Here is a 25422-nt window from a genome sequence, read left to right as displayed (position 1 = left end):
CGGTCTAGCCCGAAAACGCCTCATCCAGAAGCGATAATATCCACTGCTGCAACGGATCCTGGCTGGTACGGGGATGCCAGGCGGCAATCACATCGAAACAAGGGGGCGACTCCTCCAGCTCAATGGGGCGTACCAGCGGATGGGGCAGGATCCTTGAGGGCAGGAAGGCAACGCAGTCACTGGATGCCACACAGGTTGGCGCCGCCGAGAAGCTCGGCACCGACATCACGATATTGCGCCTGTAGCCCTTGCGGGCAAACCAGTCATCAGCCGATCCCACGAGGTTGGCCCGCGTCGGGGAGACGATCAGCTGGGGCAGTTCGGCAATATCCCCAATGGTCAGCTTCTGCTCGTGAAGCGGCGAGTCATTGCCCGCCACACAGATGTGGTACTCCGAGAACAACAGCTTGGTCTGGCAGCTGTCCGGCGCGAAATCCGGGAACGTCAGGGCCAGATCCAGCTCTCCGGAAGCCAGCATCGCATTCAGGCGATCGCTCTCGAAATCCCTGACGATCAGCTTCAGGCCCGGGGCCTGCTTGCGGATCCGGGCCACCAGCTTGGGCAGCACCACCTCGTCCGCGTAATCCGTTGCCGAGATGACATAGGTTCCCTGCACGCTGGCCGGATCAAACCGGTCGGGAGGAATCAGCTGCTCGATGCTGGCAAAGACGGCGTTCACTCTCGGCTCGAGCTGTTCCGCGAAGGACGTAGGTACAACGCCCTGGCGCGAGCGCAGGAACAGGCGATCCTGAAAGATGTCGCGCAGCTTGTTCAGTTGCGCGCTTACCGCCTGCTGGGTCATCCCCATCTGGCTGGCGGTCCGCGTCAGGCTTCTCTCCTTGAGCAGGGTCCTGAGCACACGCAGCTGTTTCAGGTCGATGTTGCCGATACCACTCATGCTTGTATTTCTCACCAAAAAATAATGTTTCTGTTTGTGAGAATACACCCTTAGTCTTGCTCCTGTCATGACAGTCATTCAACGGACACGCAGCCCTCTGCGCCAGTCCGCCTGACGCGCGCCAGGCTCGAACCGAGACAGGAGTACGACATGGTCGACATACTGACGAAAGAGCAACGCCAGAACCTCATCAAGCCCGGCTACCAGATGCTGATCGGGGGCGAGTGGACTGATAGCGCCTCCTCCCGGACCATTGCGACGCTCAACCCCGCGACCGGCGAAACCCTCTCACACCTGCCCCTGGCGGATGCTGATGATGTTGACCGGGCCGTCAGGGCAGCACGCGAGGCTTTCCCCGTCTGGCGACAGACCTCACCTGAACAGCGCCAACAGGCACTGCTGGCGATCGCGGACCGGCTGGAGGCGCGTTCACAGGAGTTCTTCCACCTGGAGACGCTGGATAATGGCAAGCCCATCAGGGAGTCGAGTCAGCTCGATATCCCGGCGGCAATTGATCACTTCCGCTACTTTGCCGGTGTCATCCGCTCGCACAGCGACGAAGCAACGCAGCTTGACGAGAATACGCTGAGCCTGGTGCTGAGTGAGCCCATGGGCGTCGTCGGGCAGGTCATCCCCTGGAACTACCCGCTGTTGATGGCGGCCTGGAAACTGGCACCGGCCATTGCCACCGGCAACACCGTCGTCATCAAACCAGCGGAGATGACCTCCATCACGCTGCTGACGCTGGGCGAAATCCTGAACGAGGTGCTGCCCGCCGGGACCGTCAACATCATCACGGGTAAAGGCTCCGAAGCCGGTCAGGCGCTGCTCGACCATCCGGACGTCGATAAGCTGGCGTTTACCGGCTCCACCGACGTGGGCTATCGCGTGGCCAGGGCCGCGGCGGACAAGCTCGCGCCCACCACTCTGGAGCTGGGTGGTAAGTCCGCGAACATCGTCTTCCCGGATGCCAACCAGGACAAAGCGCTGGAAGGCGCCGCCCTGTCGATCCTTCTCAACCAGGGCCAGGCCTGCGAATCCGGCGCCCGCCTGCTGGTGCACCGGTCCATGCTGGATGACTTCCTGGAGTCGCTGAAGAACCGGTTCGAAAACATCAAGGTCGGCGACCCCATGGATCCAACGACCCAGATGGGCAGCCAGGTGAGCCAGCAGCAGACGGAACGCATCCTGGGCTACATCGACCTCGCATCCCAGGAAGGGGCCACCATCCTGACCGGCGGCAAGCGTCTTGAGGATGACGCCCACAGCAACGGCTGCTTCGTCGAGCCCACTATCATTGTGGATGCCAACAATGAGATGCGGGTCTCCCAGGAGGAGATCTTCGGCCCGGTTCTGGTGGTCATGCCCTTCGATGACGAGGACCACGCGATTGAACTGGCCAATGACTCAGAGTACGGGCTCGCAGGTGCTGTCTGGACGCAGGACATCAATCGCGCCCTTCGGGTGGCACGCGCTGTTCGAACAGGCCGGATGTGGGTCAATACCTACCATGAACTGCCGGCCCACGCGCCTTTCGGCGGCTACAAGAAGTCCGGCATCGGGCGCGAGACCCACAAGATGATGCTGCACGACTATACCGAGACCAAGAGCGTCATCATCAGCCTGAACGAGTCCACCACTGGTCTCTTCTGAACCTTCCTTCATGGGGCCTGCCACCCAGTGGGCAGGCCCCGGTTCCATTTCCCCATTCAACAGAACAGGTTTCAACCCCATGAATACGGAATCGCTTTTTGAATCCGTCAGGCTCGGCGATCTGACACTGACAAACCGCATCGTGCTGCCACCGCTGACGCGCTCCAGGAGCACACAGCCGGGCAACGTGCCCAACGACATGATGGCGACCTATTACGCCCAGCGGGCGTCGGCCGGCTTCATGGTCTCGGAAGGCACCCAGGTCGAACCCCGGGGCCAGGGCTATGCCTGGACGCCTGGTATTTCCACCCCTGAGCAGGTCGAGGGCTGGAAAAAGGTGACCAAGGCCGTTCACGACCAGGGCGGCACCATCTTCTGCCAGCTCTGGCATGTGGGGCGGATCTCGCACCGCTCACTGCAACCTGAACGGGCAGCGCCAGTGGCCCCGTCCGCCATCCGCAACGAGACCGTTAAGGTGTTTGTTGAGACCGGGCCCGGTGAAGGCATGATCACGGATTCCGACGAGCCCCGCGCCCTGAGCACTGATGAAGTCGGCGAAATGGTTGAGCTGTACGCCCGGGCGGCACGCAACGCCATGGAAGCCGGCTTTGACGGGGTGGAAATCCACAGCGCCAATGGCTACCTGGTCAACCAGTTCATCTCCGAACACAGCAACCACCGCACTGACCAATACGGCGGCAGCCTGCGCAACCGGTTGCGCTTCCTTGAGGAGATCGTCAGCGCGGTTTCCCGGGAAGTGGGCGCCAACCGCCTTGGTGTCCGGTTCTCGCCGCTGTTCGAGAGCACGGACGAGGAGCGCGTCTACCTCGGGCTGGTTGAATCCGACCCCCACGAAACCTATGTGGAAGCGGCCAAAATGCTGGACCGCCAGGGCATCGCCTACATCTCGATTGCCGAGGCTGACTGGGACAACGCCCCCGAACTGCCGGACAGCTTCTGCCAGGCATTACGGGACGCGTTCAGTGGCGCGCTGATTTTTGCCGGCCGCTATACGCCAGAGAAAGCCCTGCGCATGCTGAAAGCGGGCTATGGTGATCTGTTCGCATTCGGCAAACCCTTCATCGCCAACCCGGATCTGCCCCATCGCATCCGGCATGAGCTCCCCTGGAACAAGGTGGACCCGGCGACAATGTACGGTGGCAGCGCCCAGGGCTACACCGACTACCCCACCTACGAGCAGCAGCTCCAGCAGAGCGCGCCGGAACCGGAAGGCGCGTTGTAAGCCACGGACTCTGACCGATGGGCGCCCTCCCCAAGGGGGGGCGTCCAATGCTTTCCCGTCTACCCATGACGTGGCATTCCCTGCCCCTACGCAACACTCGGCTCAGACAGAAACCTGGGCCCTATCCGAAATCATTGATAAGACTCATTTAAAATATTTCTTTCTGGGCGGATACTGAACTGAGGATCCATTATTCAGACGCCCAGTGGAGATGACGAACCATGACCAATCGACCAACCCTGACGACCGCCCTGCGCACAACCGTTCGCAAGGCGCCCCTTGTTGTGGCTGTTACCGCCCTATCCGGTATTGCCTGCGCCGACCCCATAACGGATGCCATCGCCAATGGCACACCCTCACTGGATACCCGGTACCGCTTTGAAAACGTCGACGAGGACGGTTTCTCCGATGATGCCCGGGCTTCCACCCTCAAGGCCACGCTGGGCTATGAAACCGCCGAGGTCAGCAATACCACGGGCTTTCTGGAGATGGAGCATGTCACATCCATAGGCCCCGAGAACTACAACAGCACGCTCAACCAGAAGACCGGGCGCCCGGTCGTAGCCGATCCCACCGAAACCGAACTCAACCGCGCCTATCTGGCTTACAGCGGCCTGAAGGATACGCAACTCAAGGTTGGCCGCCAGCGCCTGAAACTCGACAACGACCGCTTCATCGGCAACGTGGGTTGGCGCCAGAACGAACAGACCTTCGACGGGACCACCCTGGTCAACACCTCACTGCCGGGCACAACCATCACGGCGGGCTACATCCATAACGCCAACCGCATCTTCTCCGATGCCAGCCCCAATGGCGACCTCGCCATGGACACCGGCATCCTGAACCTGCGCTACGACGGATTGGATGCCGGTTCGCTGTCGGCCTACAGCTACCTGGTCTCCCTGGATAACCAACCGAACGCCTCAACCCAGACCCACGGGCTGCGCTATACCGGTGATGCCCCGCTCAGCGACAACCTGAGCGCGCTGTACACTCTGGAATACGCCCAGCAGAGCGATTACGACGATAACAGCCGCAGCCTGGACCAGAGCTATTACCACCTTAACCTCGGTGTCGATGCCGCCGGCGTCCGGTTCAAGCTCGGCCAGGAAATGCTGGGCAGTGACGATGGCAATGCCGCTTTCCAGACACCGCTCGCAACGCTGCATGCGTTCAATGGCTTCACCGACCGTTTCCTCTCAACGCCGGCGGCCGGACTGGTGGACCGCTATGCCAGCCTCTCGGGAGCCCTGAACGGCGTGAACCTGATGGCCGTCTACCATCAGTTTGAAAGCGATGAAGGCAACGGCGATTACGGCTCGGAAGCAGCACTGCAGGCAACCTGCAGCCTCAACGAGACCTATTCCCTGGGCGTGAAGTACGCTGCCTATGATGCCGACGGCTTCAGCCAGGACGCTGGCAAAGCCTTCAACCGGGACGCGGACAAGGGCTGGCTCTGGATCCAGGCCTCCTTCTAGGCCCGTCCCTCCCCTGCCTGCCAGGCGTGTGCTTCCCGACAGCACACGCCTGGGGTATGCTACGGATCAACCCGTGGCGTGCCACTCATCCAAGCCCCTTCGCTGAACGAATACCCCTGCATGAACCCAGACGCAGACATTGCCATCATTGGTGCCGGCATGGCCGGTCTCACCGCCGCCCTTCGCGCCCGCGAGGCCGGATGGACGCCCATCGTGCTCGAAAAAAGCCGTGGCCCCGGCGGCCGCCTGGCCAGCAAGCGCACCCGGGACGGGGCCAGCGTGGACATGGGGGCGCAGTTCTTTACCGTGCGCAATCCGCGTTTCAGGGCCCTGCTGGAGGACTACGCGGGACGGGAAGCTTTCGGGCTCTGGGACGCCACCCTCTGGCACGAGAACGGGGAAGGCTGGGTGGACAGCTTCCACCAGGCACTGCGCTATGTCGGCACGCCCCGCATGACGGCCATCACCCGCGCCCTGGCGGCCCATGCCCCCATCCAGGCGGGGACCCACCTCAGCGCTGTGGTGCCCGCCCCCGACGGTTGGTGGCTGGAAACAAGCCAGGGCCAGCTGGGCCCTTTCGAGCGCGTGATCATCACGACCCCGCCGGAACAGGCACGGAATCTGCTGCCGCAAGCCACCACGGCGTCACTGGCGCTGGAAAATTTCCGGATGCTGCCGTGCTGGAGCCTGGCCCTGCGCTTCGACGAGCCCCTTTCACCAGGCTTTGACGGCATGCAACTGGCCCATGAATGCCTGGGCTGGGTGGCCCGCAACACCAGCAAGCCAGAACGCGGGGACACCGAATGGTGGGTATTGCACGCCAACGGCACCTGGTCGGAGGCGCACCGTGACGCTGACACCACCGAGGTGGCGGCCGCCATGACCACCGCCTTCCGGCAACGCTTGAACATCCGCCAGGTGGCCACCGACCACCTGGTCCACCGCTGGCTCTACGCGCGACCCGGAGCCGGTCCAACGCCGGGCTTTCTGAGCACCGCGGATAACAGTCTGGGCCTGTGCGGCGACTGGCTGGCCGGCGGCCGCGTGGAAGGCGCCTTTGAAAGCGCTGATGGGCTGGCCAGCGCCTGGTTCCGTCAGTCGTAGACGCAGTCCCGCCCTGCCCGTTTGGCCCGGTAGAGGGCATGGTCCGCGCGCAACAGCAGATCATCAATGCCCGTATCGCCGGGCGCCAGGGAGGCCACCCCGAAGCTGGCGCTGACGCCGAGGGTCAGGCCCCGGTAGTCCATGGCAATACTGGCAAGACCGTGACGCAGGCGATGAGCGAGCTGATGGGCCTGGGCGTGCTCCGTGTCCGGCAACAGCAGGACGAACTCTTCACCGCCCACACGCGCGGCCACATCGCTTTCCCGCACAAAACGCCCGATCAGGTCGCCAACATGCTGAAGAAGATGGTCACCCGCTTCATGCCCGTACTCATCATTGATGCGCTTGAACCAGTCGAGATCAAACTGGAGCAGTGACAGCGGCTGGTCGCTGCGCTGAGCCTGCGGTAACAGCTTTGCCGCCAGCTCAAAAAACGCCCGGCGATTACTCAGCCCTGTGAGCTCATCCTCACGTGCAAGTGCGTCCGCGCGCTCACGCTCAGCCCTCAGCGCGTCTTCCATTTGCCGGCGCTCGGTAATGTCGGTGGCGATCTCAAGCCGTACCACGCGACCGTCGGGCCACTGGATAGCCTGGTCGCGGCACTGATACCAGCGGCTGTTCGCCTCATTCTGGAATTCCCAGACCACGGGTTCCGCCAGAGTGCCATCCTCGCCCACCAGCTGGGGATTGGTGCAGAAGGGGCAGGGGGTGTCGCGCCCCTGCATCACTTCCCAGCACTTGCGGCCTCTGGGATCGCCCCAGAGACGGCGGCCATAGGCGTTCATGAACAGCATGTCGTGCGTGTCCATGTCCGCGACGTAGATGAGGGCATCCACGTTATCGAGGATGGTCAGCAGGGCCTCCGGGCTCGCTACGCACTGGTCGAAAGTAGCCAGATCCCCCGGCACCACCGGATCACATTCCTGCATCACGGCGCTCCGTTGCCACATTTGGGGTCATTATTGTGTTCTGTTCAATTCGTATCCAGACGATGACTATAAGCTGTCAGAAAGCTCAAACACAACCGGCTGGTCAAACCATAGCCACTTTTGTATTATGGTTATAACCATATAAACATTAGTGAGGTTGCTATGCAGACCTTCCGCCAATCCCCATCACAACGCGCCGACCAACCCGACGTAGCCGGTTTTTACGATCCCCGGACATTCAGCATCCAGTACGTGGTCAGCGACCCGGCAACCAAACGCTGTGCCATCATCGATCCAGTGCTCGACTTTGAGGAAAAATCCGGTGCCACCGCCACCTTCAACGCGGACGCCATCCTGGATTACGTCGCACGCCATGAGCTGAGCGTTGAGTGGATCCTGGATACCCATCCCCACGCGGACCACTTCTCGGCAGCGCGTTATCTCCAGTCCCAAACCGGTGCGCCAACCGCCATCGGTGAACAGGTCACCGAGGTCCAGAAACTCTGGAAAGGCATCTACAACTGGCCAGAGTTCCCGGACGACGGGCGCCAGTGGGACAAGCTCTTTGCCGAAGGCGACACCTTTCAGCTGGGCCAGCTGGACGGGCGCATCCTCTTCTCGCCGGGGCACACGCTGGCCTCCATCACCTACGTGATCGGCGACGCGGCCTTTGTCCATGACACTCTCTTCCAGCCCGACTTCGGCACCGCCAGGGCGGATTTCCCGGGCGGCGACGCCGGCCAGCTGTGGCGCTCCATCCAGCAGATCCTGTCACTGCCGGACGAAACCCGCCTGTTCACCGGCCACGACTACATGCCGAATGGCCGTGAGCCCCAATGGGAAAGCACGGTCAGGGAACAGCGGGAAACCAACCCCCACATCCACGGCAATACCGAGGCGGATTACGTCCAGCTGCGCACGGGCCGTGACCAGCAGTTGCCCATGCCCAAGCTGATCCTGCACTCACTGCAGGTGAATACCAACGGCGGCCAGCTGCCGGCAGCGGAATCCAATGGCCGACGCTACCTCAAGATCCCACTGGACACGCTGGAAGGCGCCAGCTGGGGCTGATGCCATGACCCCAAAGCAACTCCTGCCCATCCTGCGCTGGGCGCCGGACTACAACCGGGCCACCCTGGCGCGGGACCTGCTGGCAGCAGTGATCGTCACGGTCCTGCTGATCCCACAGTCGCTGGCCTATGCCATGCTGGCCGGCCTGCCCGCCGAGGTCGGCCTCTACGCCAGCATCGTGCCGCTGGCCCTCTACGCCCTTTTCGGCACCAGCAGCACCCTGGCGGTGGGGCCTGTCGCGGTCATCTCACTCATGACCGCGTCCGCCGCCAGCAGCCTGGCCGAACCGGGGACGGCGGCCTACACCGGCATCGTGCTGACCCTGGCCTTCCTCTCGGGCCTGATCCTTCTGGGCATGGCCATGGCGCGCATGGGGTTCCTGGCCAACTTCCTCAGCCACCCGGTCATATCCGGGTTCATCACGGCCTCGGCGCTCATCATCGCCGCCGGCCAGCTGGGTCCGCTACTGGGCATTGAGGCCAACGGCCAGACGCTACCCGGCCTGCTCACCAGCCTCTGGCAGCATGGTGCGGCACTTGAGCCGATGACAGCCGCCATCGGCCTGGTGACGCTCCTTTTCCTGGCCGTTACCCGCCGGTGGCTGCACCCCCAGGCGCTCAAACGCGCAACCCCACTGGTTGCCGTGGGCGTCACCACCTTCGTCAGCTGGTGGGCAGGGCTGGCGCAAGAGGGCGTGGCCGTAGTCGGCGCCATCCCTACCGGGCTGCCGGGACTGACCCTGCCCGCCATGGACCCCTCGCTCTGGCGCGAACTCGGTGTGGCAGCATTGCTGATCAGCATTGTGGGTTTTGTGGAATCCGTCTCGATCGCCGAAACACTCGCCACCCGGCGCCGTGAGCGGCTGGATCCGGACCAGGAACTGCTGGGCCTTGGCGCCTCCAACCTGGGAGCGGCCTTTTCCGGCGGCATGCCGGTCACCGGTGGCTTCTCGCGCTCGGTGGTCAACGCCGACGCCGGCGCTGCCACGCCTGCGGCTGGTGCCTTCACCGCTGTCGGCATCGGCCTCGCCACCCTGACGCTGACGCCATTGCTGACCCATCTGCCACGGGCAACCCTGGCGGCGACCATCATTGTCGCGGTGATGTCGCTGATTGATACCCGGCTGATCCGCCGCACCTGGCGCTACGCCCGGTCCGAGTTCACCGCCATGCTCGCCACCATTGCCCTGACCCTGCTTCTGGGTGTGGAAACCGGCATTCTCACCGGCGTTGGCCTGTCACTGGCGCTCCACCTGTACCGCACCAGCCAGCCACACAGCGCTGTAATCGGGCGGGTACCCGGCACCGAACATTTCCGCAATGTGGAACGCTACCAGGTGGAAACCGATGACCAGCTGCTGATGGTCCGGGTGGACGAGAGCCTCTACTTCGCCAATGCCCGCCCCCTGGAAGAGCGCCTTCTCAGTCTCGCGGCAGCACGCAGTGGGCTCCGCCACGTTGTGCTGGCCTGCCAGGCCGTGAACGACATTGATACCTCGGCGCTGGAAACCCTGGAAACCATCAACCGCCGGCTCGGCGAGGACGGCATCCAGCTGCATCTGGCGGAAGTGAAAGGGCCGGTCACGGACCGCCTGCGCGAGACGGACTTCCTGAACCAGCTCACCGGGCAGGTCTTTCTCAGCACCTACGAGGCCTGGCTCCACCTGCACCAGGACGGCCCAGCGAACGCCAGACAGACGGCAACGGCGTCATCGTCAACCTGAGCGCTCGTCGCTCCCTTGGGCTTGACTTGGAAGCCGATTTGTTCCGAAGTGAAGGCTCGACCCTTGATCAGGGGCTCATCAAGGGGTCCGCTGATCCGGGAGTCGAGCCCACAGCCGTGTTACCAATGCAAAGAGCAAGGAGAACAGCAATGGCACAGGTCACTCTTGGCGGCAATCCGGTCGAGGTCAGCGGCCACCTCCCGCAACCGGGCGAAACCGCTCCGGATTTCACCCTCACCAACCCGGACATGGAAGACAAAACCCTGGGCGACTGGCAGGGCCAGCGCAAGATCCTCAACATCATCCCGAGTATCGACACCGGTGTGTGTGCGGCCTCAACCCGTACCTTCAACGAAAAAGCAAGCGGCCTGGACAACACCGTGGTACTGGTCGTCTCGGCGGACCTGCCGTTTGCCGCAGCGCGTTTCTGTGGCGCGGAAGGACTGAACAATGTGGTGACGCTGTCGTGTTTCCGCAACGAGCGCTTCCCCGAGGACTACGGCGTCAACCTGACCTCCGGTCCCTTCCGTGGGCTCTGTGCCCGCGCCGTTGTGGTGCTGGACGGGAACAACCAGGTGCTGCACAGCCAGCTGGTTCCGGAGATTGGCGAGGAGCCGGATTATGAGGCCGCGCTCAGGGCCCTGACCTAAGCCGGCTGATCCGTACGCACCAGCCTGTAAGCGGTCTCCACCAGGGAGGTAACACCCGCCTTCTGGAGACCGGTGTAGTGTTCAATCACTTCCCGGCGCTCAAGCTGCTCGACCCGGAACAGACTCTGGGCGTCCAGCTCCGGGCGCCGCACCGGGAAGGGCGGCCCATCCATTTCGGCATCGGGGTATTCAAAGGTGATCAGGACCCCCTGTGCCCCGGGCGCCACCAGTGCCGCCAGCCGCTGAAGATAACGCGGGCGCATCGACTCTGGAAGCGCGATCAGCGCAGCCCGATCGTAGAACGCATGCCAGGGTGACTCCGGCTGCAACTCAAAAAAATCCCCCACGGCCAGATCCACATTACCGGCACTGTAGACGGGCAACCCATCCGCGCGCTCATGCACCCGGGGCTCGCACCCCCATTCAGCGAAGAACTCGTCCACCGCCCGCTGGTCCAGCTCGATACCAGTCACCCGGTGCCCCGCTTCCGCCAGCCAGCGCATGTCCAGTGCCTTGCCGCACAGCGGGACCAGCACATCCATGCCATCGCGCTCGAGAACGGGCCAGTGCCGGCGGAGCATGGGATGGACGTCCGAGCGGTGGAATCCGATCTTGCGCTCGGTCCAGATGTCGTACCAGAACTGCGGCTCCAAAACGGTCTCCGGTTATCTGTTGAATTCAGCCATCACAGCCAGAGGCGCTCCAGCAATGCCTCAGGCGTGTCATCCACCCTCAGCATACCGCGATGGCGCGGGTGCACGAAGCCCTCGCTCACGGTGGCGTCCAGAAACCGGATCAGATCATCGTAATAGCCACGGGTATTGAGCAGGCCAATGGGCTTGGTGTGAAAGCGCAGCTGGCCCCAGGTAAGGATTTCGAACAGCTCCTCCAGCGTCCCCAGACCACCCGGCATGGCAATGAAGGCATCGGCCCTTTCGGCCATCAGGCGCTTGCGCTCGTGCATGTCCGTGGTGACCAGCAGTTCCGTCAGCGCCTCATGGGCGACCTCCTTCTCCTGCAGTGACCTGGGGATGACGCCGGTCACGGCACCGCCAGCCGCCAGCACCTCATCCGCAATCAGCCCCATCATGCCGATGGAGGCACCACCATAGACCAGCCCGAGCCCCTGCCGGGCCATGGCCTGTCCAAGTGCCCGCGCCGCCGCTTCATAGCCATCCCCGTTCCCGGCGCGTGAGCCACAGTAGACACAGATGGAATTCATGGTCATCCCCCCTGCCAAACATTGCCGGGGACTTTAACCCACCTCCTGCCTCGGTACCATCCCAGACTCACTCCACCCGGAACTGGCGTACCATGGCGTCAATGGAGTCCGCGGTGCTGCCAAGGGTTTCAGACTGCTCCTGGATGCTGTACAGCTGTTCGATACACGCCTGTTACCATGCTGTTTTTCCGGTTTGAGAGTAACCAATGGAAGCACTCACCTCACTGCTGACCCGACTCGACGGCAAGAGCTACAAAGCCTACAAGGACCTGCTCGGCGAGCACCGGTTCGAGGGCTGGACCCTGATCGTGGACCACGTCCAGGCGGACCCGTTTGCGGCCCCCTCGCGCGTCCGGGCCCGGGTGGACGCCGCCACGGCGGATCTGCCGGACGCCGTCTTCAGCACCCAGGCCCGCCAGTGCGCGGCCAGGGACTACATCGCCCGGGCTTTCCGCCAGACCACCCGGGATGACAAGGATCTGGCCATTGACGCGGGCGCCCAGACGGTCATCGAGCGCACGGCGGTGCTGCTGGATGACGGCGCGGTGGAACTGCGCCTGAGCCTGAGCCTGCCGGCGCGCGGGCGCAGCATCCTGGGGCACCAGGCCCGCAAGCTGATCTGTGAACGCCTGCCGAAGGCCGTGCTTACCGCTGCCACGGCGCGCTCACTGAACCTGGATGCCCTGGAACGCCACATGGCAACCGTGGAAGACCAGCAGGCGCTGCGCGCCCAACTGGCGGAGCAAAGTCTGGTGGCGTTCGTGGCAGACGGTGCCATCCTGCCCCGCCACTCCGGCGTGGATGATCGCCCACTGGCGGACGCCATCGCCTTCGAATCCCCCGCCTCGCTGTCGCTGACACTGGATACGCCCAACCAGGGCCCTGTCACCGGCATGGGCGTTCCAGAGGGCATCACCCTGATCGTCGGCGGCGGCTTCCACGGCAAATCCACCCTGCTGGCGGCCATCAGCCTGGGCGTGTACGACCACATCCCGGATGACGGCCGTGAACGGGTGGTCGCACGCCCGGCCGCGGTCAAGATCCGCGCCGAGGATGGCCGCGCTGTACACGGCGTGGACCTGTCGCCCTACATCAACCGGCTTCCCTTCGGTAAGACCACGGAACACTTCGCCACGGATCTGGCCTCCGGCTCCACCAGCCAGGCGGCGGCACTGCAGGAGGCCCTGGAAGCCGGCGCCGATACCCTGCTGGTGGACGAAGACACCTCCGCCACCAACTTCATGATCCGCGACCGGCGGATGCAGGCCCTGGTGGCCCGGGAAAGCGAACCCATAACCCCCTTCGTGGACCGCATCCGCCAGCTGCGCGACGACCTGGCCACCTCCACCGTGCTGGTCATGGGCGGTTCCGGGGACTATTTCGACTGCGCCGATACCGTCCTCCAGATGCAGGACTACCGCGCCCATGACGTTACGGACGACGCCCGTGCCGTGGCGGAGCGCTTTGCCACAGGCCGTGAATCCGAAGCCCGGGACACACTGAACCGCCCCCAGCCTCGCCCCCTCAATGCCAAACGCCTGAGTGCGGAAACCAAGCCCGGCAAGACCAAGGTACAGGCCCGAGGCCGTGATACCCTGGTCTTCGGGCGCGATGACGTGGACCTGCGCTCCGTGGAACAGATTGCGGACGCCTCCCAGGTGCGCGCCATCGGCCAGCTCCTGGCCGGCCTCGCGAAATCCGGGGACACTCTGGACCAGCCGCCGGAGGCCATCGCCCGCCGGCTTCTGGAAAGCCCCGCCGCACTCAGCCACCGCCCCGATGGCGACCTCGCCCTGCCGCGGGTGTTCGAGGTTATGGCCGCCCTCAACCGGCTGCGCCAGAACGGTTTCGGAAGGTCCTGACCCCATGCCCGGTGTTCCGGGCTCCGTCAACGGCGTATCATAACGGGCTCTGTCGTCTACGGAGCCCGTTTTGATCCAGTTTCTGCCCCGTTTCATCCGGATCAACCCGTCGCTGGCGCTGTTCGCGCTGCTGGCCACCGCGTTTTCCGGCTTCGGCCAGACCTTCTTCATCTCCGTATTCGGCAGCAGCCTGCGCGATGAATTCGCCCTGAGCAATGCCACTTACGGCACCTACTACAGTCTGGCGACCCTGGCCTCCGCGCTGGTGCTGCTGCGGCTGGGCACCATCGTGGACCGCTGGTCCCTGGCCAATACCATCACCCTGGCGCTCACACTGCTGGGAGCCAGCAGCTTACTGCTGGGTCTGGCCCCCCACTGGCTCCTGCTGATCCCTGGCTTTTTTCTGGGCCGGCTGGGAGGCCAGGGCATGATGACCCACATCGGTTTTACCGCCGCCAGCCGCTACTTTGACCGCGATCGCGGCAAGATCATGGCCCTGACCGTCTCCGGACTGCCTCTTTCGGAGGCCCTGCTGCCGGCCGCCGGCGGCCTGATACTGGCCGCCTGGGGCTGGCGCGCCCCGTGGCTGCTGGCGGCGGGATTCCTGCTGTTGCTGGCGCTGCCGCTGATGCGCTGGCTCGCGCGCGAGGCCGCCCACCCGGAAACCGTCCGCGCCCAGTCTGCTCAGGATGACACCGGTGAAGGCAGCGGCTTCACGCGGCGCCAGGCCCTCAAGGACCCCGGCCTCTACATGATCCTGCCGGGCGCGCTGGCCGTACCCTTCACGGTTACTGCTATCCTGTTTCATCAGACCGCCATTGCGGAGCTGCGGGGCTGGCCCCTGGAGACCATTGCGCTGGCGTTCAGCGGCTATGCGCTGGGTCATTTCGCCATGCTGTTTGTCGCCGGCCCCACGGTGGACCGGATCGGGGCCCGCAAGGCGCTGATGGTCGGGCTCTACCCCATGGCCGCCGGCCTGGTGGTGATGGCGCTGACCCACGCCGCCTGGACGCCCTTCCTCTACCTGGCACTGGTAGGGATGAGCCAGGGATTTGCGGGCACGGCGGGCAATGCCCTCTGGCCGGAACGCTACGGGATTGGCCACATCGGCGCCATCCGCTCCCTGGCGCAGGCGCTTATGGTGCTGTCCACCGCCAGCTCGCCCGTGCTGGCCGGGCTGCTTCTGGACACCGGCACCACGCCCGGCGGACTGGCGCTCGGATTTGCCGGCGGCACCGTCCTGGCCTCGCTACTGATCGGGCTGGCTCCGGACATCCGCCAACCTGACGGATAGGCAACAACAAAACTGATACAAGCAACAGGTTAAACCCATGGGCCTTCGCGAAATCACCATCGGCGGCGTCTTCATCAGCCCTCTGCTCATCTATGTACTGATTGGGTTCACCGTCACCGTGTGTGTGCGCCTGCTTCTTCACTACATCACCGGCCATGGGGCGCTGTGGCAGGAGGCGTGGTTCGATACGGCCCTGTTTGTGATCGCTACCGCCGGCACCGCCTATCTGGGCGCTCCAGCGCCGGGGGGTGGTTGAATGGGAACCCCGACCCGGATCCTGGTCACTGTCGTTGCCATGGCACTGGCTGTTACCGCTGGTACCTGGCTCTGGAACTACTACCTGTATTCACCCTGGACCCGCGACGCCCGGGTACGCGCCGACGTGATCACCGTGGCCCCGGACGTCTCCGGCTGGGTGCGCACCCTGAACGTGACGGACAACGAGCATGTTGAACGCGGCGACGAGCTCTTCCACATTGGCCGGGAACGCTATGAGGTGGCCGTTGATGAGGCCGAAGCCGCCGTCGCCAGGGCCGAGGCCCGGCTTGAGCGCAAACGCCACGTCGCCAAGCGCCGGTCCCGACTGAGCCGGGAGTCGATCAGCACCGAGGACCGCGAGGCCGCCCGCATCGACACGCGCATCGCCGAGGCCGCCCTGACCCAGGCCAGGGCCGAGCTGGCCAAGGCCCAACTGGACCTGGAGCGCACCACGGTTACCGCACCAGCCTCCGGACACCTGCTCAGCCTCAAGCTGGCCGAAGGAGACTACGCCAAGGCTGGTTCACCGGTGATGGCCCTGGTTAAGTCCGGCTCGTATTACGTCACCGGCTATTTCGAGGAGACCAAGCTGCCACACATTGAGGTTGGCGACAGCGCCGAGGTCATCCTGATGAGTGGCAACGTCCACCTGGAGGGCCATGTCGCCGGCATCAGCCGGGGTATTGCCGATACCAACACCTCCTCCAACAGCCAGCTGTTGCCGAAGGTCCAGCCCTCCTTCAGCTGGGTGCGCCTGGCCCAGCGCATCCCGGTCCGGATCGCGCTGGATGAGGTGCCCCCCGACACCCGACTGAGCGCGGGGATGACGGCCACGGTCCGCATCCATCCCGACGCGGACTGACGCCTCATGCCGGTGCTTCTAGAGGCTTACCTCACGCCCTCGCGCCAGGCCCTGCGCTTCGCGTTCAAGGCCACACTGGCCATGCTCCTGGCACTCTACGCCGCCCTCTGGTTTGATCTGGACCGTCCCTACTGGGCCCTGATCGCCGCCGCCTTCCTGCAGATCCGGCCCATGAGCGGCATGGTCATCGAGAAGGGACTGTGCCAGATCGGCGGCACACTGATCGGCGCCGTTGCAGGATTCGCCGTTATGGCGGCCGCCGCCCAGGCCGCGATTCCCGCGCTCTACGCACTCACCCTCTGGGTCATGGCCTGCGCCTACGCGGGCTCGGTACTGCGCGGCAACGCCTCCTATGGCTGCGTCATGGCGGCCGTTGCCGCGCTTCTTATCGTATTGCTGTCGCTCAACCAGCCCGACCAGGTGTTCGACGTGGCGCTGGCGCGCGTTTCTGAGCTCGCCCTGGGCGGGATCTGCGCAACCCTGGTAAGCGCCCTGGTGTGGCCGGTGCGCGTAACCGACCATCTGGCCGAGCAGGCGGACGCGGCGATCAACTCGGCGTTCACCCATGCCGGTCAGCGCCTGGATGCCGATACCACGCCGGCAACAGTGCAACGGTCCCTGACCGCCAGCCTGGGCCCGCTGAACCTGCTGGAGGCGGACAGCCAGGCCGCCCGCTACGAAGGCCCGGGCGGCGGTGCCCGCATCCGTGCCGTCCACGTTCTTACGCACCGCGCCATGCGGCTGTTCGCCGCCCTCAGCGGCATCCAGCAGCTGCTGCGCCAGCACCCCGACCGCATTGGCCCCTCACTGCGGGCACTCGCCAACGAGATGGCACAGGGATTCAGCGACGCCCAATCGGCACGGGGTGTCCCGGCCGCGCGGCGCCACCTCCAGAGCCTGCGTGAACGGGCGCGGACCTTTCCAGAGGAGGGCCTTGATCCGCTGCAGCGCCGGGTTGTTACCGGGTTGCGGGCCTTACTCGGCCACGCCATGGTCATGCTCGATGCCCGCGAGGCCATCGCCCATCCTGGCCACCATCAGCTGCGCAGCGCCACGCCCACCTGGCACCGCGACCATGGCGACGCGGCGGTGAACGCGCTGCGGGCTGGTGCGGCGTTCGCAACCACGGCGGTATTGTGGCTCACCACGCAATGGCCCAGCGGCCCCATTGCGATGGTCATGGCAACCTTGCCGTCGGTGCTGTTCGCCAACCGGGACAACCCGGCCACGGTCTGCACCCGTTTCTTCATTGGCATGCTCGCGGCCATACCCAGCGCCTTCCTGTTCGGGCATGTGCTGCTTGCGCAGGCCAGCGGCTTCCCGATGCTGGCCATGCTGGTGCTCACGCCATTGTTCATTGGCCTGCTGGGAGCCGGTCACCCGCAGCTCACGGGCTATGGACTGCCATTCACCATCTTCAACATTCTGCTCATCATGCCCGGCAACGACATGAGCCTGGCCTTCGACAGCTTTGCCAACCGGGCGCTGGCGGTCATGGTGGGACTCGCGGTGGCAACCATGGGCTTCCGCCTGATTCCCGGCCTCGGCGCCTCTTTGCGCCGGCGCCGGCTGATCCACGCCATCGGCGCGGATCTGCGCAGGCTGGCCCAGCCTTTGCGCCCGGATACCGAGGCGCGATTCAGTGGCCGCATGGCGGACCGCCTCCTCCGGCTGGCCCGCCACGACGATCTCCTTGAGGCGGAACACCGTCACCTTCTCACGCTCGGCCTCACCGGGCTGGACCTGGGGGTCTCAGGGCTGAAGCTGCGCCATCAGCTGACCAGCGAATCGGAGCCCGTCCAAGATGCCCTTGCCGCACTGCTGGAGACCCTCGCCGATGCGTTCCTCCTCAGTGCCCGGGGCCATGCGCCCGGCGACGTGGCCACCGCAGCGCGGAAGCTGGATAGCGCGATTGCCGCCAGCGACGCACTGGATGAACGCGCACGCGCACAGCTGAATGGGCTGCTTGAGCGGCTCCAGCTGAGCCTCCAGCGCCAGGCCCGGGCGATGGCCCACCGCCATGGCGACGCCGAGACCGAAAGCTAGCGATTACGCAGGACTCCAGCCGTAAAGCAGAAGGCGCCACCCAACAGCATGGCGTAGGCCCCGAGCGACAGCACCAGCGACGGGGCCAGCCCGCCGGAGACCATGGCCAGCAGCGGCGCCAGCGCCGCCAGCATCAACAGCACGCCAATGGCCCGCAAAACTCAGCCCCGCTCCGGGTCCTGGAGCCAGCAGGCGGAATAGTGCCCGGCCTCCGGCTCGAACACCGGCGGATCCTGCTGGTCGCAGAGCCCTTCCATGGCCCGTGGGCATCTCGGGTGAAAGCGGCATCCCCCGGGTGGGTTCAGCAGGCTGGGCGGCTCGCCGTCCGGCACGTCCCGTTCGGCCAGCGCGTTGTCCGCATCCACGTCCGCGATCGCCGCCAGCAGGGCGCGGGTGTAGGGGTGCTGGGGTCTGTCCAGAAGTTCCTCCACCGGCGCCTGCTCGACCACCCGGCCGGCGTACATCACGAAGATGCGGTCGGCGTAGTGGCGCACGGTTGAGAGATCATGGGTGATAAAGGCCAGTGTCAGGTCGCGCTCCTGCTGGATACGCCGCAGGAGGTTGAGGATTTCCACGCGCACCGAGGCGTCCAGCATGGAAACGGGCTCGTCCGCGATCAGCATAGCCGGCTCCAGCAGCAGCGCCCGGGCAATCACTACCCGCTGCTGCTGGCCGCCGCTGAGCATATGCGGGAACTTGGGCAGGATCTCGTCCACCTGGGTCAGGCGCACTTCCGCCAGCGCCTGGCGGATGCGGCGCTCGCGCTCGTCGCGGTCCTTAACGCCATGGATGATCAGCGGCTCCGAGAGCAGACGGCGCACGTCCATGAACGGCGGCAGCGCGCCGAACGGATCCTGCTGCACATAGCCCACCCGCGCCAGGTACTGACGACGGGCCTCGCCCTTCAATTCACTGAGGTGCTCACCCTCAAAAACCACGTCACCATGGCTGGGCCTGTGCAGACCAAGCAGGGTCCGGGCCAGGGAGCTCTTGCCGCAGCCGCTCTCGCCCACGAAAGCCACGGATTCCCCCTTCGCCAGCTCAAAGTCCACGCCATCCACGGCGCGCACCGACCCCACACGCAGGAAGCCCCACTGGCGCAGCTCGAACCAGGTATGCAGGTTGGTCGCCCGGAGCAGTGGTTCCTCAGCCGTCATGGTCGGTGCCCTCCTCATGCAGCCAGCAGCGTACGCGGCGCTCACCTTCCAGTTCGAAGGCGGGCGGGTCCTCGCTACAGCGCCCGAAGCGCTTCGGGCAGCGGTCCGCAAAGCGGCAGCCCGCCGGCGGATCGATCAGGTCCGGCGGCTCGCCGGGAATGTAGCCGGGTGGCTCACTCTGGTGCAGGCGCGGCACGCTGTCCATCAGAAGCCTGGAATAGGGATGGGCGGGGTGGTGGAAGAAATCACGGGCATCGCTCTGCTCCACCACCTGCCCCGCATACATCAAAGCTACCCGGTCCGCCAGTTCACTGGAGGTGGCCACGTCATGGGTAATCAGGATGAAGCTGGTGCCCTGCTCGCGCTTGATCCGTTTGAGCACATTCATGATGCTCGCCTGGGTCAGCACGTCCAGGGCCGAGGTGGGTTCATCCAGGATCACCAGTTCCGGCTCGGTCACCAGCGCCATGGCCAGCACCACTCTCTGGCGCATGCCGCCGGAGAGCTCAAACGGGAAGCGGCTCACAAAATCCCGGGATACCCCAACCGTGGCAAAGGTCTCGACCACCCGTTCCATGGCGGCCTCTTTCGACCACCCCCGGTGCACGCGCAGGGGCTCGGCCACCTGCTCGCCCACCCGGACCACCGGGTTGAGCGCGTTCATGGCCGCCTGCATAACCATGGATAGGCGGTTCCACTGGACCCCGGAACGGAATGCCTCGTCGTTCATCCCCATGAGCTCGTCGCTGCCCAGCATGACCTGACCGCTGTAGCGTGCCACATTGCGCGGCAGCAACCGCATCAGCGCCTTGGCCAGGGAGCTCTTGCCGGAGCCGGATTCGCCCAGCACCACCAGGGCCTCGTTGCGCCCTACGTCCAGATCAACACCATCCACCGCCCGGGCCGTGCCCCGGCGGGTGCGGTAATGGAGCTGCAGGTTTCGGACCTGCAGCAGCGGCTCACGAGCGTCCGTCATTGCGTTCTCAGCCTCGGATTGAAGACACGGTCCAGGGCGAAACCGAACATGGCAAAGCCCAACCCGGTCAGCATCAACAGCACCGCCGGCGCCACCATCCAGTAGTAGAAGCCGTTGTAGAGGGCACTCTGCTGCTGGGCGTCATTCAGCACCTTGCCCCAGGTGGGCAGCTCCGGATCACCCAGCCCCAGCACCGCCAGCGACGCCTCCAGGAACACGAAGGTCGGGATCAGCGTTACGAAGGTCGGGATCAGCACCGGCAGGATGCGCGGGATCATGTAACGCAGAATGATGCGCGCATTGCCCGCGCCATAGGCCCGTGCCGCCTCGATGTAGGGCGCCTCGCGGATGGGCAGCAGCATGGCGCGGTAAGTCTTGATGCCGGCGCTGAAGATGCCCAGGGCAATGACCACGCCCAGCATGAGCCAGATGCTGGTGGAATAGAGGGTGCCCACCATCACCAGTATCGGCAGCATGGGCAGGATCATGTTCACCTCGGTCAGGCGTTGGATCAGTGCGTCCACCCAGCCCCGGAACCAGACGCCCGTGGCAGCGATCACCAGGGTCGTGACCGTGGTGCCCACCGCCGCCAGCAGTCCGAAGGCCAGCGCCACCGGCGTACCCCACATCAACGCCAGCATCAGGTTGCGGCGCTGATAGTCCGTGCCGGCCAACCCGTGAACCCGGCCATAGACCGCCAGATCCGCCTTGAGCTCGGCGCTGGGGTCAAACAGCATGGCGTCCACCGTGAGCCGGTACTGGCCCTTTTCAGCCCTGGGGTCCGCCGGATCGCTGTTACCGGCGAACAGGCCCACATGCGGGACCATGCCAAGCCGGGCGTCCAGAGCGCGGTTCTGTGAGATGGAAATGCGGTCCTCCTCCGAGACCCGCTGGCTACCGAGCGCGATGGTCTCCCCCGAGGGCGTATGCCAGGTCAGGCGCACGAACGCCTCCTCCTGGGTGCCCTTCTGCTTCAGGAAGAGGTTGAGCTCACTGGGAAAGCCCTCGTTGTCGTACTCGAAGGTGAGTGGAATCCGTACCTGCTTGCCGCCTTCAAAGGGCGCCTCGCGCACTTCGGCATTGGCGCTCTTCACGACCCGGGTCTGCGGCAGGTTGCCCCCCAGCAGCCGGTCTGCCCATACCGGCCCGGCGTTGACCGGGTTCATGCGCCAGTGTTCACCGCCCCGCCAGCGGTCCAGGGCCTCGGAATAGGGAATCGTGATAACGGTATAGAGCGACAGCGCCACCAGGAACAGGATGATGCCCAGCCCGCCGATGGCGGACGGGTAGCCCTTGAGCTCCCGCAGCCCCTGCATCCAGCGGCTCATTGTTCACCTCCTTCAACCCGCACCCGGGGGTCGAGAACGGCGTAGAGGCAATCCAGCATGAAGACCGTGACCGCCAGCAGATAGGCAAAGATCACAACGCCCCCAATGATCACCGGCGTATCCCGGTGGCCGATGGCCTGGAACAACAGGGTTCCCAGCCCCGGCCAGCTGAACACCTGCTCCAGGATGATGGCGCCGCTCCACAGCCCGATCAGCATCAGCAGGAAGTTGGTGATGATGGGCGCCAGCGTCGGGCGCAGAATATAGCGGCTCTGGATCAGGTTCGAGGGCAGCCCCTTCGCCCGTGCCATTTCCACATAGTCCTCGCTGGAATGGATCAGGAAGAAGGTCCGCCAGGAGTAAATGGAGATGAAGATGGAGGACACGAACATGGCAATGACCGGCAGCACCAGATGCTCCAGAACGCTTGCCGCATAGGCCCAGGGGTCCTCGGGCGGCGGGATGTCGACCATGCCCCCGGCCGGCAGCACCGGTACCACAAAGGCAAACACCAGGATCAGGAAGATGCCGTAGAACCAGGCCGGCGCCGCCGAGCTCGGTGCCAGCCCGATCACCGCCCGGTCAAGCCGGCTGCCGTAACGCCGGGACAGGTAAAGGGCGGCATAAACGGAGACGAGGAACACCAGCAGGTTGGCTGTGCCGAACAGCAGCAGCGTGGCCGGCAGACGCTCCGCAATGATGTCGTAGACGGCCCGCGAGCCGGAATCACTGTGCATCTCCTCGGCACGCCCGAGATCCAGCTGGATTGCCTGGGACAGGTAATCGAAGCTGCGCCAGATGAAGGGTTCGTCCAGGTTGCGCTGCTCAATCCGCAGCTGCACCTGTTCCTCGATCAGCTCGTTACGCGCCTGCGAGTCCATATCCATGAACGACGGGTCCGCCCGCACGGACTCCGACACCGTCGCCCGGATCTGGAGCTTGCGCAGCTCATCCACCTTGCCGCCCATGTTGGCAATGACGATGGTGAGGTAGACCCCGATCAGAACGGTGATGAACAGCGCCAGAACCCGGCGCAGCGTAAACCAGGCCAGACGACGGAGGTCCCTTGCCCGATCAGTCATCAGCAACCTCCATCAGCCGGGTACCGTCGGGCACGGTGGCAAACGCATGGGAGGCGAAGGCGGGCAGCGCAACACGGGATGAGGTGACCGCCACCTCCAGACTGTTGGCACCCTCTCCCAGGTCCGACAGGGTTGCCGCCTCCAGGGACACGCGCCAGCGGCCTTTGCCGGCGCGCGCCGCCTCGCCCTCGGCCTGGAGATTGCCATCGGCGTCGTACAGCAGGTAATCGAGGCGCTTGATGGCGTCCGCCGGGTAGGGCTCTCCTTCGAAGGTGACGTCCACGTTGAAAGTGGCCGACTCGCCATGCGTAACCATCATGGGCCCATCCAGGGTCACCTCGGGGATCTGTGGCTCACTCAGGTCCAGCCATTTATCCGCCGGATCCGGGAAGTCCTTGTTGCGCCGCAGCACCACGGTCTTCTCCACCGGATGGACCGAATGCAGGTAGAAGGGCCCATTGCCCACCCAGAAGTGACCGCGCTCGCGGTACCAGTCCTCAAGGGCAGTGTAACGCCGGGCGGCGGGATGCTCGCCCTCGGTCATCTCCCCAAGCACGGACTCAAAAGGCAGATAGCCCTCCTCCCGGGCGCGTCGGAGATGGCGCTCCAGGGCATCCAGGCTGGGGCCGGACACCAGGCTGAGCCAGGGGACGCGGTTGGCATCCGCCTTGTGGGAGGAAAATGCCAGATCCCCGGCCTTTTCCGCCCTCATACCCAGCGCCAGCATGTGCCAGGGCTCGGCGGATACGGCCTGCTGCGCCACGATGGTTTCCGCATCCGGGAACACCTGGTCACTGTAGACCTCAATCACCAGCGGCTCGCGCTGGACAATGCGCCAGCCCTTGAAATACTTCTGGAAGACCTTGAATCGCGGCACGTGCGCCGGATCAAAGAAGGGGCTGTTCTCGTCCGCCCGTGCAAAGCTGAGGATCCAGGGCAATATGACGTCCGCCAGGGACATCTCGGTGCCGTCGTGCCACTGGCCATCCAGATAGCCGTCTTCATAGCGGATCCGGGTCCGCGAACGCGCGGTGGTGCCCTCAGGGTGAGCATCCGCCACCGTTCGGAAACGGCCCTCTTGCGCGTTCCAGCCGATCCAGGCGCTCTCCGGCACCTCAATGCGGTCAGCGCGTTCAAGCTCAACCCAGTCCTGGCTGCGCTGGGTCACACTATCCTGGGTTACCGTGACCTGCGCCCCCTGGATCCGCTGGGGTCTGTAAAGCCCGGTGTAGGGATCCGGCAGCAGCGGCGGGTCATTGAGGGCCCGCGTGATCATGTTATCGAACAGCCAGTTGCTCCCCGCAACCGGGTTCCACGGCTCGGTGAGCATACTGGGCGCGGCGAAGGTCATACTGCCGCCCAGCCGATCCCGGTAACGCAGGGTATAGGGCCACATCCGGGACCCGGCTATGCCTCCGGCCAGGTCCGCCGCCAGCGCCACATTGGCCGCACGCGGCACAATACTGAGCTGATCCACCAACCAGATGTGGTAGGACTCCTTCATCGCCAGCGTCATGCCTTCCGCCATCAGGTCGCGCCGCTCCGCCATGCTGGTGTAGTCCCGGCGCTGGAGCCGACGGGCAATGGTGTCCAGGGCCTCGGCCGGCTCGTAGGCCTGCCACAGCGGTTCCGGGCGGCCGCGCTTGGTGTAGTAGAGACTCAGGTTGCTGGAGACATCGCGGTTAATGGCGGTAGAGACCCAGCTGCCGGTGTAGATGTGCCACTGGCCGGCGGCAGGATCACTGGCGATCCAGATGCTCGACGCCTCCTCCGCCGTGCGATACTGGCGGCGCACCGAAAACCCGAGCTCACTCATGAGGTTGCTGATGTAATCCCCCACCTGCTTGCGGGCGTCCTCGGTGCGGATGAGAACGCGCAACGTCACCGGCTTTCCGTCGTGGTACCACTGGCCATCCCGGCGGCGCGCGCCCATGGCCTTCATTTCCCCGGTGATCACCCGGCGCGCCCGCTCAGGGTCATGGCCGTACTTGAGCTCCAGTGAACGGGCGGTTTCCGCCAGGCGGGCGTAATCCGGAAAGGCAGTGTTCATCGGCAGATAGCGGGGAACGGCCATGCCGCCGTAGATTTCCTCGGCCACGTGGCGGCGATCCACCAGCCAGTTCATGGCCTCGCGGACACGGCGGCTGCGGAAGAGATTGAACCCTTCGTCAAACGCCGCGGGGTTGAGCACCAGCTCGGTATTGGACCCGTAAGCGGTCTCGTAGCCACTCTTGCGGGCATTGCGCAGACGCCGATAGGCCGTGATGTTGGTGATTCCCTGGGCATAGACCTGGTGACGGCCCCGCTCAATCAGCCCGGCCACCTTGCCCACATCGGATTCCTGGGTGAAGACCACCTCGTCCACCAGTGCCCCACGGCGCCCGGTTTCCTCAATGGTCTCCTGGAGATCCACTGACTCCTGGCCGGAATCAGGGGCCTCCGGCGGTTGGGATGGCCGAGGCAGCAACATCAGCAGGGCCAGCACCACGAGCCCTGCCAGCCCCCAGACAATGGGCTTTTTCAAGATGACCGACGCTCCCGTCCTGTTTTTCTTTGAGGGCACAGATTATACGAAGCGCTGACGAT

The 25422-nt window shown here is 64.7% G+C and carries 22 protein-coding genes; 12 read left to right on the top strand and 10 right to left on the bottom strand.

Annotated features, from left to right (window positions below):
* Positions 1–4: 4 nt before the first annotated feature.
* Positions 5–898 (bottom strand): LysR family transcriptional regulator, encoded by an 894-nt coding sequence (locus AC1RQI_RS13445; RefSeq protein WP_481905176.1) that lies wholly within the window; start codon positions 896–898, stop codon positions 5–7.
* Between the two features lie 150 nt (positions 899–1048).
* Here AC1RQI_RS13445 and AC1RQI_RS13440 point away from each other — a divergent pair, with 150 nt between their 5' ends.
* The 4 genes from AC1RQI_RS13440 to AC1RQI_RS13425 all read left to right on the top strand — a co-directional run bounded on the left by AC1RQI_RS13440 (position 1049) and on the right by AC1RQI_RS13425 (position 6376).
* On the top strand, positions 1049–2551 hold the full coding sequence (locus AC1RQI_RS13440) for an aldehyde dehydrogenase family protein (RefSeq protein WP_481905175.1): 1503 nt from the start codon (positions 1049–1051) through the stop codon (positions 2549–2551).
* Positions 2552–2630: 79 nt separating this feature from the next.
* Positions 2631–3794, top strand: coding sequence for an alkene reductase (locus AC1RQI_RS13435; RefSeq protein WP_481905174.1), 1164 nt, complete (start codon positions 2631–2633; stop codon positions 3792–3794).
* A 221-nt stretch (positions 3795–4015) separates the two neighbouring features.
* Positions 4016–5272 carry an alginate export family protein gene (locus AC1RQI_RS13430; RefSeq protein WP_481905173.1) on the top strand — a complete coding sequence of 419 codons (1257 nt, stop codon included), beginning with the start codon at positions 4016–4018 and terminating at the stop codon, positions 5270–5272.
* 120 nt (positions 5273–5392) lie between these two features.
* On the top strand, positions 5393–6376 hold the full coding sequence (locus AC1RQI_RS13425) for an NAD(P)/FAD-dependent oxidoreductase (RefSeq protein ID WP_481905172.1): 984 nt from the start codon (positions 5393–5395) through the stop codon (positions 6374–6376).
* On the opposite strand, the gene AC1RQI_RS13420 is transcribed toward AC1RQI_RS13425, so the two are convergent.
* Positions 6367–7305: a sensor domain-containing diguanylate cyclase gene (locus AC1RQI_RS13420; RefSeq protein WP_481905171.1), complete on the bottom strand. Its 939-nt coding sequence runs from the start codon at positions 7303–7305 to the stop codon at positions 6367–6369. The two genes, AC1RQI_RS13425 and AC1RQI_RS13420, sit on opposite strands and share 10 nt — an antisense overlap.
* 162 nt (positions 7306–7467) lie before the next feature.
* Between AC1RQI_RS13420 and AC1RQI_RS13415 the strand changes: the two genes are divergently transcribed.
* The 3 genes from AC1RQI_RS13415 to tpx all read left to right on the top strand — a co-directional run bounded on the left by AC1RQI_RS13415 (position 7468) and on the right by tpx (position 10749).
* The gene (locus AC1RQI_RS13415; RefSeq protein WP_481905170.1) at positions 7468–8376 is read left to right on the top strand and encodes an MBL fold metallo-hydrolase; all 909 of its coding nucleotides are present in this window, start codon (positions 7468–7470) and stop codon (positions 8374–8376) included.
* A 4-nt stretch (positions 8377–8380) separates the two neighbouring features.
* On the top strand, positions 8381–10099 hold the full coding sequence (locus AC1RQI_RS13410; protein ID WP_481905169.1) for a SulP family inorganic anion transporter: 1719 nt from the start codon (positions 8381–8383) through the stop codon (positions 10097–10099).
* A 149-nt stretch (positions 10100–10248) separates the two neighbouring features.
* A complete protein-coding gene (gene tpx, locus AC1RQI_RS13405) occupies positions 10249–10749 on the top strand; it encodes a thiol peroxidase (RefSeq protein WP_416632629.1) in 501 nt (166 codons plus the stop codon).
* On the opposite strand, the gene AC1RQI_RS13400 is transcribed toward tpx, so the two are convergent.
* Positions 10746–11402 (bottom strand): thiopurine S-methyltransferase, encoded by a 657-nt coding sequence (locus AC1RQI_RS13400; protein ID WP_481905168.1) that lies wholly within the window; start codon positions 11400–11402, stop codon positions 10746–10748. The two genes, tpx and AC1RQI_RS13400, sit on opposite strands and share 4 nt — an antisense overlap.
* Before the next feature lie 32 nt (positions 11403–11434).
* Positions 11435–11971: an LOG family protein gene (locus AC1RQI_RS13395; RefSeq protein ID WP_416632631.1), complete on the bottom strand. Its 537-nt coding sequence runs from the start codon at positions 11969–11971 to the stop codon at positions 11435–11437.
* 206 nt (positions 11972–12177) lie between these two features.
* Between AC1RQI_RS13395 and AC1RQI_RS13390 the strand changes: the two genes are divergently transcribed.
* The 5 genes from AC1RQI_RS13390 to AC1RQI_RS13370 all read left to right on the top strand — a co-directional run bounded on the left by AC1RQI_RS13390 (position 12178) and on the right by AC1RQI_RS13370 (position 18293).
* The gene (locus tag AC1RQI_RS13390; RefSeq protein ID WP_481905167.1) at positions 12178–13833 is read left to right on the top strand and encodes an ABC-ATPase domain-containing protein; all 1656 of its coding nucleotides are present in this window, start codon (positions 12178–12180) and stop codon (positions 13831–13833) included.
* A 70-nt stretch (positions 13834–13903) separates the two neighbouring features.
* Positions 13904–15127 (top strand): MFS transporter, encoded by a 1224-nt coding sequence (locus tag AC1RQI_RS13385; protein ID WP_481905166.1) that lies wholly within the window; start codon positions 13904–13906, stop codon positions 15125–15127.
* A gap of 37 nt (positions 15128–15164) precedes the next feature.
* Positions 15165–15383 carry a DUF1656 domain-containing protein gene (locus AC1RQI_RS13380; RefSeq protein ID WP_416632634.1) on the top strand — a complete coding sequence of 73 codons (219 nt, stop codon included), beginning with the start codon at positions 15165–15167 and terminating at the stop codon, positions 15381–15383.
* A complete protein-coding gene (locus AC1RQI_RS13375) occupies positions 15384–16247 on the top strand; it encodes an efflux RND transporter periplasmic adaptor subunit (protein WP_481905165.1) in 864 nt (287 codons plus the stop codon).
* A gap of 6 nt (positions 16248–16253) precedes the next feature.
* Positions 16254–18293 (top strand): FUSC family protein, encoded by a 2040-nt coding sequence (locus tag AC1RQI_RS13370; protein WP_481905164.1) that lies wholly within the window; start codon positions 16254–16256, stop codon positions 18291–18293.
* Here the strand turns inward: AC1RQI_RS13370 and AC1RQI_RS13365 are convergent.
* The 6 genes from AC1RQI_RS13365 to AC1RQI_RS13340 are packed head-to-tail and all read right to left on the bottom strand — an operon-like array spanning position 18290 to position 25360.
* The gene (locus tag AC1RQI_RS13365; RefSeq protein ID WP_416632637.1) at positions 18290–18451 is read right to left on the bottom strand and encodes a hypothetical protein; all 162 of its coding nucleotides are present in this window, start codon (positions 18449–18451) and stop codon (positions 18290–18292) included. The two genes, AC1RQI_RS13370 and AC1RQI_RS13365, sit on opposite strands and share 4 nt — an antisense overlap.
* 3 nt (positions 18452–18454) lie before the next feature.
* Positions 18455–19450, bottom strand: a complete 996-nt coding sequence (locus AC1RQI_RS13360; protein WP_481905163.1) for an ABC transporter ATP-binding protein — start codon at positions 19448–19450, stop codon at positions 18455–18457.
* The gene (locus tag AC1RQI_RS13355) at positions 19440–20426 is read right to left on the bottom strand and encodes an ABC transporter ATP-binding protein (RefSeq protein ID WP_481905162.1); all 987 of its coding nucleotides are present in this window, start codon (positions 20424–20426) and stop codon (positions 19440–19442) included. Before AC1RQI_RS13355 ends, AC1RQI_RS13360 begins: the two co-directional genes overlap by 11 nt.
* On the bottom strand, positions 20423–21754 hold the full coding sequence (locus AC1RQI_RS13350; protein ID WP_481905161.1) for an ABC transporter permease: 1332 nt from the start codon (positions 21752–21754) through the stop codon (positions 20423–20425). Before AC1RQI_RS13350 ends, AC1RQI_RS13355 begins: the two co-directional genes overlap by 4 nt.
* Positions 21751–22836, bottom strand: coding sequence for an ABC transporter permease (locus AC1RQI_RS13345; protein WP_481905160.1), 1086 nt, complete (start codon positions 22834–22836; stop codon positions 21751–21753). Before AC1RQI_RS13345 ends, AC1RQI_RS13350 begins: the two co-directional genes overlap by 4 nt.
* Positions 22829–25360 carry an ABC transporter substrate-binding protein gene (locus AC1RQI_RS13340; RefSeq protein ID WP_481905159.1) on the bottom strand — a complete coding sequence of 844 codons (2532 nt, stop codon included), beginning with the start codon at positions 25358–25360 and terminating at the stop codon, positions 22829–22831. Before AC1RQI_RS13340 ends, AC1RQI_RS13345 begins: the two co-directional genes overlap by 8 nt.
* Between the last annotated feature and the right edge of the window lie 62 nt (positions 25361–25422).

Source organism: Salicola sp. AFF1, assembly GCF_056783195.1.
Note: the sequence above shows the minus strand (reverse complement) of the source record. Positions and strands in the feature narration are given on the sequence as shown.

Bases quoted from the DNA above. Each gene is read 5' to 3' on its own strand.
- AC1RQI_RS13445 (WP_481905176.1), bottom strand. From the start codon at position 898: ATGAGTGGTATCGGCAACATCGACCTGAAACAGCTGCGTGTGCTCAGG.
- AC1RQI_RS13440 (WP_481905175.1), top strand. From the start codon at position 1,049: ATGGTCGACATACTGACGAAAGAGCAACGCCAGAACCTCATCAAGCCC.
- AC1RQI_RS13435 (WP_481905174.1), top strand. From the start codon at position 2,631: ATGAATACGGAATCGCTTTTTGAATCCGTCAGGCTCGGCGATCTGACA.
- AC1RQI_RS13430 (WP_481905173.1), top strand. From the start codon at position 4,016: ATGACCAATCGACCAACCCTGACGACCGCCCTGCGCACAACCGTTCGC.
- AC1RQI_RS13425 (WP_481905172.1), top strand. From the start codon at position 5,393: ATGAACCCAGACGCAGACATTGCCATCATTGGTGCCGGCATGGCCGGT.
- AC1RQI_RS13420 (WP_481905171.1), bottom strand. From the start codon at position 7,305: ATGCAGGAATGTGATCCGGTGGTGCCGGGGGATCTGGCTACTTTCGAC.
- AC1RQI_RS13415 (WP_481905170.1), top strand. From the start codon at position 7,468: ATGCAGACCTTCCGCCAATCCCCATCACAACGCGCCGACCAACCCGAC.
- AC1RQI_RS13410 (WP_481905169.1), top strand. From the start codon at position 8,381: ATGACCCCAAAGCAACTCCTGCCCATCCTGCGCTGGGCGCCGGACTAC.
- tpx (WP_416632629.1), top strand. From the start codon at position 10,249: ATGGCACAGGTCACTCTTGGCGGCAATCCGGTCGAGGTCAGCGGCCAC.
- AC1RQI_RS13395 (WP_416632631.1), bottom strand. From the start codon at position 11,971: ATGAATTCCATCTGTGTCTACTGTGGCTCACGCGCCGGGAACGGGGAT.
- AC1RQI_RS13390 (WP_481905167.1), top strand. From the start codon at position 12,178: ATGGAAGCACTCACCTCACTGCTGACCCGACTCGACGGCAAGAGCTAC.
- AC1RQI_RS13380 (WP_416632634.1), top strand. From the start codon at position 15,165: ATGGGCCTTCGCGAAATCACCATCGGCGGCGTCTTCATCAGCCCTCTG.
- AC1RQI_RS13375 (WP_481905165.1), top strand. From the start codon at position 15,384: ATGGGAACCCCGACCCGGATCCTGGTCACTGTCGTTGCCATGGCACTG.
- AC1RQI_RS13370 (WP_481905164.1), top strand. From the start codon at position 16,254: ATGCCGGTGCTTCTAGAGGCTTACCTCACGCCCTCGCGCCAGGCCCTG.
- AC1RQI_RS13360 (WP_481905163.1), bottom strand. From the start codon at position 19,450: ATGACGGCTGAGGAACCACTGCTCCGGGCGACCAACCTGCATACCTGG.
- AC1RQI_RS13355 (WP_481905162.1), bottom strand. From the start codon at position 20,426: ATGACGGACGCTCGTGAGCCGCTGCTGCAGGTCCGAAACCTGCAGCTC.
- AC1RQI_RS13350 (WP_481905161.1), bottom strand. From the start codon at position 21,754: ATGAGCCGCTGGATGCAGGGGCTGCGGGAGCTCAAGGGCTACCCGTCC.
- AC1RQI_RS13345 (WP_481905160.1), bottom strand. From the start codon at position 22,836: ATGACTGATCGGGCAAGGGACCTCCGTCGTCTGGCCTGGTTTACGCTG.